Below are 17,721 nucleotides of genomic sequence, written 5' to 3' on the forward strand. Positions count from 1 at the left end.
GTAGTCGCGATAGAACGCGGGCGACCCGGACGACTCTGTCACTGCGTCCCGCCCGACGCTCGCCGTTCACCGCAGCGCGTCGAGATCGAACTCGAAGGCGGCCACCGGCACCTCCAGGTCGTGTTCGACGAGCACCGCGGGGTGGAGTTCGCCGATCACGCCGACGCGCTCGCCGTCGATCTCGACGTCGGCGGCGCGCCCCTCGATGAACGACGGGTGTTCGGTCCGCGGGGTTGCCAGCTCGGCGCCGAAGTCGTCACAGAGCGCCTGGAGGCGGCCCTTCGCGGCCTCGTAGGAGGCGTCGCGACGGGCGACCGCGCCGGCGACGTGGCGGGACTCGGCGACGTTCGCGTCCTCGGCGCCGTCGCGCTCGGCGACGAAGCCGACCTCGGCGACGTCCTGCGGGTAGGCGTTGTGGGTGTTCCGCTCCAACAGCATGACGAGCGACGGGAGCGCCCAGGTGCGGAGCTGGGTGTACTCCTCGCTGTACGGCTCCGTGATCTCGACGGGGTCGCCGCCGCCGAAGGCGTCGCTTCCCGCCTCGACGTTCATCCGGTCGTAGTTCTCCGTTCCGCTCGTCATGTGGAAGTTCAGCAGGTCCTCGAAGCCGAGGCCGACGAGGCTCGTCCGGACCGCGTCCTCCAGCCGCGAGCGCTCGTGGCGGCCGCCGACGGTGCCCACGTCGGGGTAGCGCGGCTCCAAGTTGTCGAAGCCGTACGCGCGCCCCACGTCGTCGACGAGGTCGAGCGGGTGGAGCACGTCGACGCGGTACGGCGGAATCGACACCTCGTAGGTCACGTCCTCGTCGAGGGTGTAGGAGGCGTCGAGCCCGGCGCGCTCGAAGCAGTCGACGACCTCCTCGGGCTCGAAGTCGACGCCGAGCAGCGTCTCGATCCGGTCGTGCGAGACGGCCTTCTCGTCGACGTCGAGGTTGGGACGGACGAGTTCGGCCCCGTACTCGCTCGGGTGCGTCGCGCCGTCGGCGTAGTTCACCTCGACCGCCTCGATCGTCGCCCCGCGGGCCGACAGCGCGTAACAGATGATGTTGCACATCCGGTCGATCGTCCACTGGTCGGTGCCGGTGAGCTCGACGAACAGCTCGCGGGAGCCGGTCGTCACCTCGGTGCGCTTCCCGTTGATCACCGGCGGGAACGAGAAGAGGCCCAGATCGTCGTAGATCGCCGGATAGCGGTCGAGCCCCTCGACGAGGTCGGCGTAGGTCGTCCCCGTGTCGTGCTCGTCGAGGACCTCGTTCGGGGTCAGCTCGTCGTTCGCGTCGAGCGGGACGAACGTGTCGCCGTCGGGGTCGACGCCGCGGTAGGTGATCGACGGCTCCGCGCCCTCCTGGAGCGGCGCGCCCTTCACCATCGCGAGGTCGTGGATCCCGATCGCGCCCTTCGCGCGGCCGCGGCCCATCGTCGCGTGGAGCTTCTCTTGCAGCTGGATCAGCGACTCCAGGGCCGCCTCGTCGAGGTCGACGCCGCGGACCACGGCGCCCGTGACGTACGGGCGCTCGTCGGGCACCGACTCGTCGACCTCGATGCTCCACTCGGGGTCGTTCGTGTTCGGCACGTAGACACCGCGAGCGTCGCCGTAGTGGTAGCGCAGCGAGCGCGCGACCCCCTCGACGGAGAGGCGGTCGAGCCGGTCGGGCGCGAACTCGAACTGGAACATGCCGTCGTCGGTCTCGCCCTCGAACTCCAGGCCGAGCCCGAACAGGTCCTCTTTCAGCTCCGCGTCGTCCTTCTCCTCGTGGCCGGTGAGCTCGCGCAGCTCGTCGGGGTCGACGTCGACGACGGGCATCAGTAGCTCACCTCCGCGTTCCGCAGGAAGTCGATGTCGGCCAGGGTCCCGTGGAGGTCGCGGATGTCCTCCGCGCCGGTCGTGAGCATCGCCAGTCGCTCGAGGGCGAGCCCCCACGCCATCACGTCGCAGTCGACGCCGAGCGGGCCGGTGACCTCCTCGCGGAAGACGCCGGAGTTGCCGATCTCGATCTCCTCGCCCGTCTCCGGGTGCTCGCCGAACAGCTCGAAGGAGGGCTCCGTGTACGGGTTGTAGTGCGGCTTAAATCGGATGTCCGTGATCCCGAACTGGCGGTAGAACTCCTCGAAGGTGCCCATCAGGTCGCGCACCGAGAGGTCCTCGGCCATCACCCACCCCTCGATCTGGAAGAACTCCAGCAGGTGCGTCGGGTCCAGCGTGTCGTTTCGGTACACCTTCTCGACGGAGAAGTAACGCTGGGGCGGCTCCAGCTCGGCGCCCGCGATCCCGGAGAGGTAGCGCATCGACAGCGAGGTGGTGTGCCCGCGTAAGGCGACCTCGCGGGCGAAGTCGGCCGACCACGGCGAGTGGTAGCCGTCGCCGTCGATCCCCCACCCGTCGCGGTGGGCGGCCTCGACGCGGGCCATCAGCTCGTCCGGGATCCCGTCCATCCGGTCCACGTCGAGCGCGAACCGGTCCCAGTGGGTCCGCGCCGGGTGGTCCTGCGGCATGAACAGGCAGTCGTTGATCCAGAAGTCGGCGTCGGCGTGCGGGCCCTCCATCTCTTGGAACCCCATGCCGACCAGCACGTCCTTCACGCGGTCGGCGGTCCGACGGAGGACGTGCTTCCGGCCGCCGCGGGCCGTCTCCGCGTCGGCCTCGACGTTGTACTCGGCGAACTCCGCGTCGCGCCACTCGCCGCTGGCGAGGAGTTCAGGCGTGAGCGCCCCGACCGTCTCGGTCGCCTCCACGCCGGTCATCAGCGCGTCGACGCCGTCGTCGGTGAGCCGGACCGTCCGCGTGACCGACTCGCCGACCGCCACCAGCCCGCGCGAGTCCAGCTGGTCGATCGCCGCCTCGTCGACGCCGAGGGCCTCCGCGTCGAGGCCCTCGCCCTCACCGCCGGCGTCAGCGAGCGCCGCGAGCGCCGTCGCCTCGTGGTCGGCGTCCGGGTCGGCGTCGGGGTCGACCGAGAGTTCGCCGCCGTCGACGCTCCCGAACCCCTTCCGCGCGAAGTTCGCCAAGGCGATGTCGACCTCGGGGCCGTCGAGATCGGCCCCGCCGATGACCTCGCCCATCGAGGCCGGCTCGGCGTCGGCGCCCGCGTCGAGTCCGGCTCGGTAGAGCCGCGTCTCGGGGAGCCCGTCGTCGACGTAGGTCCGCCCCTCGTCGGTGAGTTCGAGCGTCTCGTCGGTCGCCGACCCGACCTCGACGAGGCCCTCGTCGGCCAGGTCGAACGCCGCGCCGGCGACCGTCTCCGGCTTCAGGTCGGTCTCCGCGGCTATCTCCGCCACCGTTCGTTCGTCCGTCGCGCTCGCGGCCTCGAGGACCGCGAGCTGTCGTTCCGGGAGTCGCATTCGAGTTGTCTCTACACGCGTGCGGCTGGTTGGTAACGGTTCCGGGACCGGGACGCCCCGATCTAATCACTTCTGATAAATTGAACGACTCATTTATACGTGGTTTCGACGAGAGATCCAGTATGAGCAGCGTCCCGACCGAAGCGACCGGCTCCCGCTCGACGGCCGAGACGGCCCGCGTCCGTCACGGCGGCGGCGGTCCCAGTCCCAGCCTCGCCGTCGTCGAGGCGATCGCCGACCTCGCCGGCGTCGAGGCCACCGAGCTCCACGAGGCGGGCGTGGTGCTGTACGAACACGTCGACCCCGACGCGCTGAACGCGCTCGTCGCCGACCGGTCCGACGTCGACGTCTCCCTCACCGTCGCGGGCTACGACGTCCGCGTCGGTCCGGAGTCCGCCGTCGCTCGGCGCTCGCGGGACTGAGCCCCCGCCGGCTCGAATCCCTCCTTCTGCCCGCTACGCCTCGTCTACCCGCTTCGCTACCCTTCGTCTGCCGCCCGTTCGCGGAGCCGCGCGATCCGATCGCTGAGCGGCGGCTGGACCTCGAACCACGTCGACCAGTCCCCCGTTTCCGGTTCGACCCCGCGGCGCTCCGCGACGCGCTCGAACGCGTCCGCGACGCGGTCGGCGCCGACGGCGTCCGCCGCGCGGGCGTCCGCCGCGTACTGGACCCGACGGCCGGCCCAGAAGGCGGCGACCCCCACGGCGATGACAGCGGCGAAGCCGGACTCGAACGGGACGAGCGTCGTGACGACCGCCGCCAGCGTCGCCAGCACGGCGCCGACCGCGACGGCGCGGAACTCCGCGTAGTACGTCGCGACTCGCCCGGCCTCCGCCGCGAGCAGTCCGATCGCGACGTCCTCGTCGAGGTCGGTCAACACGTCCGCCGTGAGGAACAGCACCCGTCGGCCGGGCGGCCCCCGGACGGCGACCTCGGCGGGACCGTCGGCCGCGGATCCCCCGCCGCCGTCATCGCTGACGACGGACTCGATCGCGATCCGGTCGAGGTCGAGTCCGCCGGGGTCCGCCAGCGCAGCGATCTGCGCGCGCTCCGCGTCCGTCGGCTCCCGTAACTCCCGGAAGCGGTCGGCCGCGTACAGCGGTCCCACCGAGACCGCGAGCGCGGAGATGACGCCGACGCCGACGACGAACGCGACTCCGATCATCGCTCTCGCCGAAGGGACGACCGGAGTAAAAAGGCGCGGTGTCGCGACGGCGTTCCCGGTTCCTCGATCTCGCGCATCTCACTCGTCTCGCTCCTCACTCCGGAACCCGCCGCGCGAGCGCCCTGACCGCCGCCGCGGCATCGCTGTCGGGCGCGGCGTCGACGACCGGCCGCTCCGCCGCGACGGAGCGGCCGACGCGCGGGTCGGCCGGAACGACCTCGACCGGCGCGCCGAGGGCGTCGCCGATCGCCTCGACCGGCGGCGGCTCGGTCACGCGGTTGACCGCGCAGCCGACCAGCCCGGCGTCGAGTTCGCGGGCGAGCTCCCGGGTGCGGATCGCGTCGGCCAGCGCGAACGCCCGCGGCGAGACGACGAGAAGGCAGGCGTCCGCGACCGCCAGCGGCACGCCGGCGTCGGCGCGGCGCCCCGCCGGACAGTCGAGGACGACGGTCCCGAACTCGCGCTCGACCGCGGCGACCGCCTCGGCCAACCGCGTCAGGTCGGCCGCCCGCGCGCCGGCCAGCGTCCGGCCGCACGGGACGATGTCGACCGGCCCCGACCGAACCGTCTCTCTCGGGTCCGCCGCGCCGGCGAGCACGTCGTGGAGGTCGGGGCCGCGGCCGTCCGGCAGGTCCGCCATCCCGAGGTCGGCGTCGACGACGACGCCGTCGAGCTCGGCGGCGACGTTGTACGCGAGCGTCGTCTTCCCGACGCCGCCCTTCCCGCCCGCCACCGCGAGGATCACGCCAGCGCCTCCAGCGCCTCGGTCGGGACCTCGCTCTCCTCGGCGCGCTCGGCCAGCGCCGCGGCGCGGTCGCGGACCGCCTTCAGACGCTCGGCGTCGGCCGCGACGCGCTCGTCGAGTCCCCCGACCGCGTCGAGGCCGCCGGCCTCCTCGACGACCGCCGTCGCCGTCGCGAGGTCGGCGTCGGCCAGCCGCTCCGCCCGCTCGATCCGCGCCTCGACGGCCGCGAACCACGCGTCGATCTCGTCGGGCCCCGCCGCGCTCGGCGACGCATGGGGAGCCGCTGACCGAGTCGCGCCCCCGTCAGAACCGGTCGATTCCTCGTTTCCTGGGCGCTCTTCGCCGTCCCAGTCAGCCGCTTCGCCGTCGCTCTCCGCCTCGTCGTTACCCGGCTCCGCTCCGGCGACCGCGCGCCGCGGGGGGCGATGCGATTCGAGGTCGCGAACCGCCGCCCGCGCGAGGTCGGAGCCGTCCTCGGCCGATCCGCGACCGTCGTCCGCGTTCCCTCTCAGGGGCTCGACGCTCGCGATTTCGACCGGCGGCTCGACTGGGTCGGCGAGCGCCGCGAACCCGAACGCCGCCCGGTCGCCCGGGTCGATCACCCTGGTCACGCCCTCGGCGTCCCAGCCGGATTCGGGGACGCCGCCGCGCCGCGGCGGGAGGACGGGGCCGTCCAGCCGGCTCTCGATCCGGACGCGCCGCGGGACCGCTCCGTCGTTTCGCACCCGAACGCCGACGAGCGACGCGTCACCCTCGCGGTCGACGGACCAGTCGAGTTCCATGCGCCGGGTGCCGCGGAATCGTATTTAAGGCTCGGGACGGGCCCGGCGCGCGCCCGTACCGTCGGACTCAGCGCCCGCCGGACGCGCCTCGGAGGCGAACGTCTCTCGCGCGGAGCAGCGACCGCGCGCTCCGCTCGGACGCGGCGACCGCTCGGGCCGCGTCGCCGCGCAGTTCGACGACGCCGTCGAGCGCCGCGAGCCTGACCGCCGCGAGCGACGCCGCGATCGGGTCCCCGTCGTACCCGCTCGGCTCCGCGCCGGCCGCGCTCGGGTCGCCGCCTGGGACGACCGCCAGCGCGCGCCGGAACGCCGGATATATCGCCTCGGCGAGCTCGCGGCGGGCGGTCCGCCGACGATTTCGGAGCCGGTCGCGGAGCCGGAGCCGTCGCCGCCGCTCGTCGCGGTTCCGAGCCGCCTCGGCTCGCGCGCGTTCGAGCGCTTGCTCGGCGGCGATCGCCTCCGTCTGCGCGGCCGACAGCTCCGCGGCCGCTTCCTCCAGGTCGCCGAGCGTCTCGTCAGCCTCGGCGTCGACCGCGCGGCGCGCCCGGGCGTCCCCGCGCAGCGCCGCGACCCGCTCTTTCAGTCGCTCGGTTTCTCCGGTCGTCTCGGCGACCCGCCGCCGCGCCGCCGTCAGGTCGACCGGCTCGATCTCGATCGCCGCGAGCTCCGCCTCGATCTCGGCGATCTCCGCCGCGACCGACGCGGTCCGTCCCCGGGAGCGCGCGGCCGCCGCGAGCTGCCGTCGGAGTCCCGCGTCGGTGGGAAGGCGTCCGAGCACCGCGCTCGGCTCCGGACGCTCCTCGACAGCGACGGTCCCGTCTTCCCGCTCGTCCTCGTGTTCCTCGCGGTCCGATCCCGACGGCTTCGACTCCGCCCCGGTCACAGCTCTCGGTCGCGCATGGCGTCGGGGTCCGGGTGTTCCGTTCCCGCCGCAAAGGCGGCGTACGGCGTCGACTCCGCGGACCGGTCCGCGTACGCCGCGGCGGCCTCCCGCACCGGATCGTCGACGGCGACGAACTCGTTGAACGGCTCGGTGCGCTCTATCTGGACGTCCCCGCCGTGCGACTCCCGCAGCCGGAGCGCGAGGAAGGCGGCGTACACGGTCTCGTCGAACAGCGCGGCGCGGCCGAACCGCCGGGCGACGACCGACTCGTGGCGACGACACAGGTTTCGGAGGCCGGTTCGCGCGGCCGCCGAATACGTCACGACCAGCAGCACGCCCGCCGGTGGTCGGTTTTCCAATTTATCCGTTCCGGACCGGAACGTTTCAGCCGCATTCAGCGACGGCGGACCGAATCGCCTCTCGCGAGCCAGCGGTCGGCGATCGGAACCGCTCGACCCCGGACGCTGGAAGCGACCGAGGTCGACCGTTAGAACCGCTCCACTTCGAATTCGGGACCGGCGGCACCGTCCGGATCGCCCTCGCCGTCGACGCCGCTCGCCGAGAGGACGCGCTCGCGCGCGGCCGGTTCCGAGGGCGCGACGACGACCGTGCCGTCGACTGGGTCGTCGCCGACGGCGCGGAACACGTCGCCGTCGCCGTCGAACTCGGTGGCGTACGTCCGGAGCACGGCCGCGACGCGCCGCTCCGTGGCCGCGAGGTCGGCGTCGCCGTCCTCGAACTCGCGGAGCGCGTCCTCGACGTTTCGTATCGCGGAGATGCGGTCCATCTACGTCGTCCGGAGGTGGCCCTGCTTGGGCTCGTACACCTCGCCTTTCGTCCGGAGCTTCTCGATCTCGCCTTCGGCCTTCCCGCGGTCCATCCCGATCTCGCCCGCGCGGTCGAGCACCTCGTCGACCGGCGCGCCCTCCTCGTACTCCTCCTCGATGTCGGCGATGAGTCCCTTGATGTTCTTGATGCGGTCGCGCTGGCTCTTCGAGGTGCCCGTCTCGACCACGTCGGCGTCGAACTGTCCCGTCTCCGGGTCGACGCCGATGTCTTTGAGACACGACTCGATGATGTCGGTCGCGCGGTCGGCGTCCTCGCGCTCGACGGTGTCCGAGAGGCGGACCCGCGCGCTCGCCTCCGAGAGCCGCACCATCGCCTCCAGCTTCCGGGCGGTGACCGGCACCGGCGCGTCCTCGTCCGCGCCCTTCGAACGGAGGTCGACGTAGAACTCCTCGATGAGATCCTTCGCCTCGTCGGTCATCGTGGGGAAGCAGGACCGCTTCGCGTGGGCGATGTACTTCCGCAGCAGCTCCGAGTCGATCTCCGGCGCGACCTCCTCGGTCACCGCCGCGACCTGCTCCGAGGTGAACTCCGAGCTCGCCAGCTCCTCGCGCTGGGTGTTGAGCTCGCCGGCGTAGTTCGTCTTGATGATGTGTTTCGCCAGGCGGGAGTCGTGTTCCGGGTCCGGGCTGTCCGTCACCGTGAAGATCAGGTCGAACCGCGAGATGAGCGCGGGCTCTAAGTCGATCTGCTCGCCGATCGGCTCGTACTGGTCGAACCGGCCGTACTTGGGGTTCGCCGCACCGAGCAGCGAGCACCGCGCTTTGAGGGTGGCGTTGATCCCGGCCTTCGACACCGAGATCTTCTGCTGTTCCAAGCCCTCGTGCATCGCGGAGCGGTCAGAGGAGTTGTGGACGACGAGCCCGTTCGCGACGAAGTTGTGGGTCCCCTCGACGGTCAGGTCGTACACTCGCGGTCGCTCTCCGTCCTCGATGCGCGCCAGTATCGTTCGCAGTTCCGCCTTGACGGCGTCGACCTCTTCTGTGACGACCTCGCGTAGGTCGTCGAGCCGGTCCATCTCGACGGCGCCGGACAGCCAGCGTGACACGGTCGCCTGACTCACGTCGAGCCCCGCCGCCACGTCCGCCTGACTGATCCCGTACGCGTCGAGCGCCGCCGACAGCTCCGCTCGCGTTTCGCCGACCGGACCGCGGTCGAGCAGGTCGCGAGCGCGCTCTTTCGCCGTCTCGACCGGCCCGCCGATGACGTCTGCGAGCCGCTGTCGGAGCACCTCGCCGCGGTGTTCGGTCGACTCCGGCGGAACGGTGTCGACCGACTCGACCCGACGCCACTTCACGTCGCCTCGGACGAACTCGCGAAGGTCGTCGAGGTCGGTTTCCGCGACTTCGGTGAGGATCTCTCGGAGCCGCTCGGTCACCGTCCGACGAACCGCCTCGCTCTCGCCCCACTCGCGGGAGATCTGCTGTTGGGACAGCGCCGTCCCGTCCGCGAGTTCGGACTGCGAGACGTGGTACCGCTCCCGCAGCTCCGAGAGCGTCTCCCACGTCGGCGTCGCGTCGAGGACCGACAGGTCGTCGTCGACCGCCTCTCGCCGTTCCTCGAACGCGGCGAGGATCCGCCGCGCCCGGTGAAGCGAGACGTTCGCGGCCCCGCTCTCGAAGCCGTGATACGTGCCCGCGTCGAGGCCGCACTCTCGCTGGTGGAGCCGGAGGGAGTCGCGACACCGCGCGAGCACGTCGCCGACCTCCGGGACCACGTCGAGGATCGTGCGACCGCCGCCGGCCGAATCGACGACGCGGTCGAGCGCTTCGGCCTTCTTCGTGGCCGTGAACCCGACGTACCGCCGGAACGCCGCGAGCGAGTCCGCGTCGGTCACCGTGAGGTAGTACACGTCGCGGCCCCCATTCCGCTCGCGGTGCTGGAGCTGGCTCGACACGCCGAACTGTAAGAGCAGGTTTCGGGCACCTTCCAGCAGATCCCGGCTCGCGGACGCTATCCGAACGTTTCCGGCCGACTCGTCGACGTGCCCCTCGCTGTCAGCGAGCGCGCGGACGAACGCGGCCTTCGCCGCGCGGCTTCCGGTCGAAACGGGGGTCGGGAAGCACTTCCCGTCGTACCGACCGAGGTTCATTCCCGCGTCGAGGACGGCGTCGGCGTGTTCCTTTCCGGTGACGCGGACCGTCTCGACGCCGTCGTCGTGCTTCTCGCTCGGCGGTCGAACCGGCTCCGCGTCGAACGCTTCGCGCGCTGCTCGCTCGAAGTCGTCCAGCAGTTCATCGTCCGCGTTGGTGAACCGGACGCCGTAGACGCCTTCGTCGCGGTCGTAGTAGACGTTCCCGTCGCCGGAGAGGTATCCGAGGACGCTCGCCATCGCGGCGTCGACGCCGTAGACGCTCTCGCCGTTGATATCCTCGCCGTCGACGGGTTCAGTTAACGGTCCCTCTCCGCCGCTCGCCGCCACCGTTCCGCCGTCCGCCGCCTTCGTCGGAATCTCTCGGGGGACGTACACCCAGTCACCGTCGTCGAGCGCGGCCGCTTCGCGCTCGACGCGCTCGCCGTCGTCGAGGACGAAGAACGGGTGGTCGGCGGTCGCGGTCAGCGACTCGCCGGTCTCCATCGTCACCCGGGTCAGCTCCGACGGCGCGTCGTACTCGTGGACCGCGGAGACGGGGCGCTCGACGAGCCTGCCGTCCTCGTCCATCGACCAGACGTCGAGGTCGACGTCGCGGACGCGGCGACCGTTCGAGAGCTGTTCAATGTCGCCGTCCTCGGCGGCGTCCCGCGCGAGTTCGTCGATGCGCTCGACGCGCCCGTCGGCGAGTGAGACCAGCGTGTCGCCCGTTACGCAGTCCATCTTGTCGAGTTCGTCGACCGCGGCGATCCCCTTGTCCGCCAGCACGAGGGCGCCGGCTTCGAGCGACCACTGCTGGCCGTCGCCGAAGTCGTCGCGGACGGCCGCGGCCGTGAGCCCCGCCGCGGACGACCCCTTCCCGGACGTGTACACCGAGCGTGGCGCGATGTTTTCTACATACGAAATCATCTGTGAGTTGTGCGAGACGACGCCGTTTCCAAGATACGTATGCGTGTCTGCGACCTCCAGATCGTAGACCCACTCGTAATCCGGCTCGACCGATTCGATCGACTCGATCCGGTCCCAGTGAACGTCGTTCGCACACAGACGATCGAGTTCGGAGATGTCTTGGCTGACAGATAATGCCTCGTCGAGACGATCCAAAATCACGTCCTTTGCATCCGCGGTCTGTCCACCGTCGGGAGCGACGTCGTTCCGCTCATAGTAGCTGATCGCGGTTTGAGAGACGTCCATACCCTCCGAGAGTACCTTCTGAGAGATGTTCAGTTCCTCTCGTAGCGTCTCGACTGCCTGCCAGTCACCGTCCAGCAGCTCTCCGCGCTTCTCCCGAAGCCAGTCTAAGCGGGTTTCGAACGTGTCGACAACCGCTCTCAGACTCGCTCTACTCGGATTTCTGTCGCCGCGTTCGTAGTGTTGATACGTCGGACGCGGCATTCCGATATCGAACTGTGACAACGCGAGCGCCTCGCGGATCTGCCGGAGATCGTCACTTAGTCCCGGAATCACATCCGTGTTTGTGTTCTCTGGAACGTCGTCGAACGCTTTCGAGGCCGTCGCTTTGCGATCGGTAACGAATCCAATTTCGTCGACGTATTTGACGAAATCCCGTCCACTGATGCGCAGTCGGTGGCTGTCGTTGTGTCGTTTCCGAAGATGGCTCTGGATCCCGAACGCGAGGAGTAACGTCTGTACTCCGGTCAGCAGTTCTCTACTCATCGAGGAAACCGTGATTTCGCGTTCTTTGGGTGAGACTGTCCCCTCGCTGTCAACGTACGCCTGTAGGAATTCCTTCTTGTTCTCCGGACTCGCCCGTTTGAGACAATCGGGGACGAGTTGATTCTCAGAGTTTTTGAGAATTGCCGGTTCGAGTTCTCTGAGGAACCGGACGAACTCCAACGAGGAACAGCGGACGATTTCGGCAGTCTCATGATCCCATTTCTCTAGACGGGACCACCGAACGCCCAACTCGCGGAAGCAGTTCTCCACGTCCGTCAGTATCTCTTCGTCGACGTTCGTAACCTCGGTAGCGGCACTCGATCCCGAGACATAGGTGTGGCCCTCTGCGATGATATAACCGAGGAGTCGAGCCAGAGTGGGATCGACTCGGGTGGGCGGCGTGAACGAATTCGCGTTGTAGGCTTCGACCTGCTGGAACGAAACATCAAGCGAATCATCCCAATCCGCGTCGATGTTTCCGGGGACCGCAATGAGGTCTCCTTCCGCCAATTGATCTGCCCGTCGGGGAGACAATCCTCTGTTCAACTGTTTGAACAACGGGTGCGACGGTGTTACTTCTACTTCGCGCCCCGATGCCATCGAAATTCTGTGCATCCTATCCGGCGCTTCTCGTTTCCAGATTTTTGTCGCGGTCCCAGTCTCGACGGCCCCTGATTCGGTTACTGTTTGAACACCGATATCTACCGGTTCGTATACCCCGTCGTCGACCTCTATCGGGTCTTCGAGGTTTGACTCTACTATATCCCCGATTGCTCGTTCCGTTCCGTCAGCAAGTGTCACCTCAGTGTCATATTTTTGACACTTACCCGTTCCGGGGTCACCGATCAGGAGCATGTGAAGGTCGCCGCGGATCCGCGACCCGTCGGGGAGGTGCTTGGTGACGCCGGAGAACAGCTGGAGGATCATCGCGAGCTTCTCCTCCTCGTAGCCGTAGATGGCCGGGGCAATGGAGCCGACCATCGCCTCGTAGATGTCGTCGCGCTCGGAGAGCTCGATGATGTCGCGTTTGTCCGCCTCGGTGATGTCCATGTCCTCGAACTCCTCGTCCTCGATAGCGATGGAGACGCCGTCCATGTACAAATCGAAGATGGCGGACTTCTCGTTGCCCTGCTCGACCTGCTCGATGTGGAGGACCCCGACGCAGGTGACGTGGTCGCCCGGGCTCACCTTCCCGGTGATGTCGTCGACGATGTCGACGTCGATCGACTGGGGGGTCTCGCCGCCGCGGAGTCCCTCAGGGGACTCCTGGATGCGGAGCTTCTGGGAGTCGACGAACTCGGACTGGTCGAAGTTGACGCGGAAGGGGCCCTGCCGCTCGCAGCCCTGGCACTCGTGGGGCTCCTGGAAGCCGCCGTCGCTCTGGGGAATGTACGTCATCGTGCCGCAGCGCTGGCACTCGAAGGCGGCCTCGGTGACCTTGGGGCGGACGTCCGTGGCCTTGCGGACGATCCCCTGAATGGAGACGAGCTTCCCGATGTGGTCGTCGTGGACGCGGATGCCGCGGATGTCGACGCTCTCGGGGAGGTCCTCGATGCGGACGTGCGCGCGGCCGAGGCTGACGTCGGCGGGGAGGTCGTAGAGCCGCAGCGCCTCCTCGGCGTACTCGCGCATCTGCTCCGGCTTGTTCAGGAAGTCCTCGGCGAGGTCGCGGTCGAACTGAAAGAGGTCGTCGTAGGAGACGTACAGCGAGCGCTGCTCGTTGGGGTACCGCTGCGCGAGCTGCCCGATCTCCTCCCGATAGTAGTTGCGATAGAACTGAATGAACCGCTCCGTGAGGTCCTGGGTGCCGGCCTGAGCCATTGCGACACCACTTCGTCGGCATCACGTATGAACCTCCGGTTCGGAGCGGACGTGGTCGCGGCCGCCGGTTCGCGCCGGCGGTCCGGCCGCACTCAGGCCCGTTCGACGAACGTCGCGTCGGCGGAGGTGCGCCCCTCGTTGAAGGAGAGCACCTTCGCGCGGATCACGTCGCCCGGTTCGAGCCCGCTCGGGATGTCCTCGGTGAAGAGGACGAACCCCTCGACCTTCCCGACCGCGACCTCCTCGCCGGAGTGGTGGTCGGTGAGCTCCGTGACGCCGAACTCGTAGGTCTCGCCGATCTCGACCGGCGGGTCGCGCTCCTGGGCCGCGTCGTGGGCGCGCTTCGACTCGCGCGCGTCGGCGGACGGCCCGCGGAGCCGTCGGGCGAGCACGAACAGCGCGAGCAGCGCGACCGCGACGGCGATGCCGACGACGACCGGCGACGATGGGATCATACCCGTGCGGTCGACCGCGGTCACCTAAACGATGTGGGTCCGCGACCCCGCGTCGGCGCCCCGTGGCCTCGCGCTCCCGCCGCCCGACGGTCCGACTCGCCTCGCGCCCGCATGAGAAACGCCTTTGCCCTCGAAGCCCCCCTCTCGATCCGATGCGACACAGCCGCGGTTCCCGACGACTCGCGTCCGGGTGTGGTGTGCCGTGAAGGTCGCGGACGCGGTGCCGGAGTTCGCCGACGCCTTCGGGTTCGACGAGTTCAACCGGATGCAACGGGAGGCGCTGCCGGGCATTCTTGAGACCGACCACAACGTGGTCGCCTCGGCGCCGACGGCCTCCGGGAAGACGGCGCTCGCCGAGCTCGCCATCTGTAAGACGCTCGCGGCGGGCGGGACCGCCCTCTTTATCGCGCCGCTGCGCGCGCTCACCAACGAGAAGGAGAGCGAGTGGGAGCGCTTCGAGGAGCTGGGCTACTCCGTCTACGTCGTCTCCGGCGAGCGCGACCTCAACCCCCGCCGCGCGGAGCGCGCGGACGTGCTGGTGACGACCCCGGAGAAGGCGGACAGCGCCACGCGGAAGCACGACTCCGCGCGCTACTCTTTCATCACCGACGTGGACTGCGTCGTCATCGACGAGGTCCACCTGCTCGACTCCGAGAAGCGCGGCGCCGTGCTGGAGGTCACCGTCTCGCGGCTCCGCCGGCTTCAGGACCCGCGCGTCGTCGCGCTGTCGGCCACGATGCCGAACATCGACGACGTCGCCGAGTGGCTGGACGCCCCCGCCGAGACGACGTACGCCTTCGACGACGAGTACCGCCCGGTCGACTTAGAGACCGGCGTGAAGACGTACTCGCACGGGTCGAACGCGTTCGCCGACAAGTACCGCCGGCTCTACCGCGCGCTCGACCTGGCCGAGCCGCACGTGCGCGAGGACGGGCAGGCCTTGGTGTTCGTCTCCTCGCGGCAGGACACGGTCCAGGCGGCCAAGAAGGCGCGCGACGAGATCACCGAGCGCGACATCCCGATCGACTCCCGGGACGACTACGACTTCCACAACGAGGCGAAAGAGCTCACCAACGACACGCTCCGCCAGTCGGTCACGGACGGCGTCGGCTTCCACCACGCTGGCCTCGGGAAGGACGACCGCGACCGCGTCGAGGAGTGGTTCAAGCAGGGGAAGATCAAGTTCCTCTTCTCGACCTCCACGCTCGCTTGGGGGGTGAACCTCCCGGCGCGCTGCGTCGTCATCCGCGACACGAAGTACCACGACCCGCTGGAGGGAGAGACGGACATCTCGCCGTTGGACGTGCTCCAGATGCTCGGCCGCGCCGGCCGGCCGGAGTACGACGACGTGGGGTACGGCTGGGTGGTCTGCGACCGCGCGGACGCCGACAAGTACCGGAAGCTGCTGCGCGACGGCAAGGAGATCGAGTCGCGGCTCGCCGCCGACCTCGAGTCGCACCTCAACGCCGAGATCGCGATGGGAACGATCCGCGGGCTGGAGGACGTGATGGCGTGGCTGGAGACCACCTTCTACTACGTTCGCGCGCAGTCGGAGCCCGAAGCGTACGACTTCCCGACCCTCCGCGACCGCGTGCGCGACACCCTCGAATCGCTCGTCGACGACGGGTTCGTCGCGGCGGACGACGACCTCGCGATCGAACCGACGGGCCTGGGGCGACTCGCCTCGAAGTACTACCTCCGGCTCGACACCGCGCGCCGCTTCCGGCGCCTCGCGGACCGCGAGACGCTGACGGTCGACTCCGTACTTGAGACCGTCGCGTCCGCCGGCGAGTTCGACTCGGTGTCGGCGCGCTCGGCCGAGTCGGACGCGATCGACCGAATTCTCGACGGGCGCGACACCGACTTGGAGGACGGCCACCGCAAGGTGTTCGCCATCCTGCTCGCGGGGATGGCCGACTCGATCCCCTCGGACCTCCGCTCGGACGCGTGGGTGATCCGGCAGAACGCGCTCCGCCTGCTCGCCGCGCTCGCGGAGTTCCTCGACTGCTTCGCCGGCCCCCGGGCCGCCAACCTCGCCCGCCGCGTCGAGGCGCGCGTCGAGCACGGCGTCTCCCGCGAGGCGGTCGCCCTCACGGCGATCGAGGGGGTCGGCTCCGGCCGCGCCGAGCGCCTCGCGGACGCCGGCCTCACCTCTCCCGCCGACGTCGTCGACGCCGGCGCGAAAGAGCTCGAAAACGCCGGCATGAGCGGCTCCGTCGCGGAGCGCATCGTCGAGGCCGCGCGCGACTGCCCCCGGATCGACGTCGACTGGGGCGACTTCCCCGAGGCCATCGCGGTCGGCGAAAACGAGATGTGCGAGGTCGCCGTGACCGCCGTCTCCGGGAGCGCCCGCGCGGGGCTCCGCGTCACCGTCAACGACGTGGAGATGACCGCGACGACGACGTACCTCGACGGCGAGGCGACGGTCCCCGTCGGCGTGTTCGGCCCCCCAGACGCCGACGAGCTGGAGTTCGTCGTCGAGGTCGTCTTCCCGGATCTCCCGCTGTTGCCGGTCACCGCGACGCGGACGGTTCGCGTGGAGTAGGCGAGCCGGCGTCTGAACCCGATTTTGCGAACTGTCGTCAGCGAGCTATTTAAGTAACAACGCCGGTGGCGTCGATAGCTTATAAATAAACGAGGCGGTGGCNGGGAGTCGGTGGTCCGGAGCGAAGCGGAGGACCACCGACGAGGCTGGGGAGGCGTGAGGTGCGGTTGCTGTGCGGTTCGGGGCGGGACTCAAAGGGGCAGCCGGGAGGCGGGCGCAGGCGACGCAAGCACCGCAGGAACGAGCGGAGCGAGTGACGAGGAGCGCAGCGAGCGTGCGCCCGCCTCCCGGCTGGGGCTTTGGTGGTGTTCGCCGCCGATCCGCAGTCAACGGTTTATATATGAGCGGTTGGGGCTTTTGAGGTGTTCGCGGTCAATCTGTTATCAACGATTTATAAGCGAGCGGCTGGGGCTTTGGTGGTGTTCGCCGCCGATCCGCAGTCAACGGTTTATAAATGAGCGATCGGAGCGCCCAGGCGATTCGCCATCTCGTCCCTCCATCAGTATTCACCGCCACCCGCCACGTATCCCAGATAAACCCCCGCAACGACCGCTTTTCACCCATACCGCGGCCACCCGCCCCATGCCGCAACGACTCCGCGTGCTGGCCGGCGACTGCGTAGTGACCGACCGCGGCGACCGCACCCGCACCCACCGCGGACGGGTCGTCGTCCTGATCAAGCCGGACGACACGACGCTCGTCCACGACGCCGACGGCTACCAGCCCGTCGCGTGGCTCACTCGGCCGGAGAGCGTCGTCGTCGAGGGCGACGGCGACGGGTTCACCGTCACCGCCCGCGACGGTTCCCGGCGGCTCCGGGTGGTCGCCGAGGAGGCGACCGCGTGCCGCGCCCTTCCCGTCACCGAGGCGGGCGTTCCGGTCGGGACCTGCCCGGACGACGGCGGGCCGCTCGTGCGCTCGCGGGGCGACGTGGTCTGCCTCGACTGCGAGGAACGGTGGGGGCTCCCGGCCGGCGCGAGCGTCACGGACGCGACCTGCGACGACTGCGGGCTGCCGAAGATCCGCGTCGAGCGCGGCGAGCCGTTCCACCTCTGTCTCGACCCCGCCTGCGACCCGATGGAGGACGCCGTCAGCGACCGGTTCGACAGGGCGTGGGACTGTCCGGACTGCGAGGGCGACCTCCGGGTCCGCTCCGCGCCCGGCCGGGTCTACCTCGGCTGCGAGCGCTACCCCGACTGCGAGACCACCTTCTCGTTCCCGGCCGGCGTCGTCGTCGACGAGTGCGACTGCGGACTCCCCGTCTTCGAGACGGCGGCGGGGCTCGGCTGTCTGGACGGCTCCTGCTCGCTCGACGGGTACACGGCGAGCGGAGACGCGGAAGCACAGCGGCCGAACGACGCGTAGCGGCCCG

At 69.6% G+C, this 17,721-nt stretch carries 13 protein-coding genes; 3 read left to right on the plus strand and 10 right to left on the minus strand.

Annotation, left to right across the window (positions count from 1 at the left end; genetic code table 11):
• Window positions 1–66: 66 nt before the first annotated feature.
• Both pheT and pheS read right to left on the minus strand, forming a co-directional pair.
• On the minus strand, window positions 67–1,803 hold the full coding sequence (gene pheT / locus C470_RS09615) for a phenylalanine--tRNA ligase subunit beta (protein WP_008366907.1): 1,737 nt from the start codon (window positions 1,801–1,803) through the stop codon (window positions 67–69).
• Entirely contained in the window at window positions 1,803–3,338 is a 1,536-nt protein-coding gene (pheS, locus tag C470_RS09620; protein WP_004597780.1) for a phenylalanine--tRNA ligase subunit alpha, read from the minus strand. Before pheS ends, pheT begins: the two co-directional genes overlap by 1 nt.
• A gap of 122 nt (window positions 3,339–3,460) precedes the next feature.
• Here pheS and C470_RS09625 point away from each other — a divergent pair, with 122 nt between their 5' ends.
• Entirely contained in the window at window positions 3,461–3,760 is a 300-nt protein-coding gene (locus tag C470_RS09625; RefSeq protein WP_007995895.1) for a HalOD1 output domain-containing protein, read from the plus strand.
• 56 nt (window positions 3,761–3,816) lie between these two features.
• Here the strand turns inward: C470_RS09625 and C470_RS09630 are convergent, their stop codons facing one another.
• The 8 genes from C470_RS09630 to C470_RS09665 all read right to left on the minus strand — a co-directional run bounded on the left by C470_RS09630 (window position 3,817) and on the right by C470_RS09665 (window position 13,804).
• The gene (locus C470_RS09630; protein ID WP_008366911.1) at window positions 3,817–4,503 is read right to left on the minus strand and encodes a hypothetical protein; all 687 of its coding nucleotides are present in this window, start codon (window positions 4,501–4,503) and stop codon (window positions 3,817–3,819) included.
• Between the two features lie 94 nt (window positions 4,504–4,597).
• Complete coding sequence (locus tag C470_RS09635) at window positions 4,598–5,248, minus strand: nucleotide-binding protein (RefSeq protein ID WP_007345538.1); 651 nt, start codon at window positions 5,246–5,248, stop codon at window positions 4,598–4,600.
• Entirely contained in the window at window positions 5,245–6,030 is a 786-nt protein-coding gene (locus C470_RS09640) for a DUF7857 domain-containing protein (RefSeq protein ID WP_008366914.1), read from the minus strand. Before C470_RS09640 ends, C470_RS09635 begins: the two co-directional genes overlap by 4 nt.
• Window positions 6,031–6,097: 67 nt before the next feature.
• Window positions 6,098–6,913: a DUF7856 family protein gene (locus C470_RS09645; RefSeq protein ID WP_004597769.1), complete on the minus strand. Its 816-nt coding sequence runs from the start codon at window positions 6,911–6,913 to the stop codon at window positions 6,098–6,100.
• Complete coding sequence (locus C470_RS09650) at window positions 6,910–7,248, minus strand: DUF7855 family protein (RefSeq protein WP_007345535.1); 339 nt, start codon at window positions 7,246–7,248, stop codon at window positions 6,910–6,912. Before C470_RS09650 ends, C470_RS09645 begins: the two co-directional genes overlap by 4 nt.
• A 152-nt stretch (window positions 7,249–7,400) precedes the next feature.
• Window positions 7,401–7,700, minus strand: coding sequence for a DUF7854 family protein (locus C470_RS09655; protein ID WP_007995907.1), 300 nt, complete (start codon window positions 7,698–7,700; stop codon window positions 7,401–7,403).
• On the minus strand, window positions 7,701–13,349 hold the full coding sequence (locus C470_RS09660; protein WP_008366917.1) for an LAGLIDADG family homing endonuclease: 5,649 nt from the start codon (window positions 13,347–13,349) through the stop codon (window positions 7,701–7,703).
• 92 nt (window positions 13,350–13,441) lie between these two features.
• A complete protein-coding gene (locus C470_RS09665; protein WP_049902427.1) occupies window positions 13,442–13,804 on the minus strand; it encodes a TRAM domain-containing protein in 363 nt (120 codons plus the stop codon).
• A gap of 202 nt (window positions 13,805–14,006) precedes the next feature.
• On the opposite strand from C470_RS09665, the gene C470_RS09670 reads away from it, so the two are divergent.
• Together C470_RS09670 and C470_RS09675 are read left to right on the plus strand one after the other, a co-directional pair.
• Complete coding sequence (locus tag C470_RS09670) at window positions 14,007–16,349, plus strand: DEAD/DEAH box helicase (protein ID WP_008366919.1); 2,343 nt, start codon at window positions 14,007–14,009, stop codon at window positions 16,347–16,349.
• Window positions 16,350–16,931: 582 nt separating this feature from the next.
• The gene (locus tag C470_RS09675; protein ID WP_193365837.1) at window positions 16,932–17,714 is read left to right on the plus strand and encodes a topoisomerase DNA-binding C4 zinc finger domain-containing protein; all 783 of its coding nucleotides are present in this window, start codon (window positions 16,932–16,934) and stop codon (window positions 17,712–17,714) included.
• Window positions 17,715–17,721 lie beyond the last annotated feature (7 nt).

The sequence above is a fragment of the Halorubrum distributum JCM 13561 genome, assembly GCF_000337395.1.
Classification (GTDB): Archaea; Halobacteriota; Halobacteria; order Halobacteriales; family Haloferacaceae; genus Halorubrum; species Halorubrum distributum.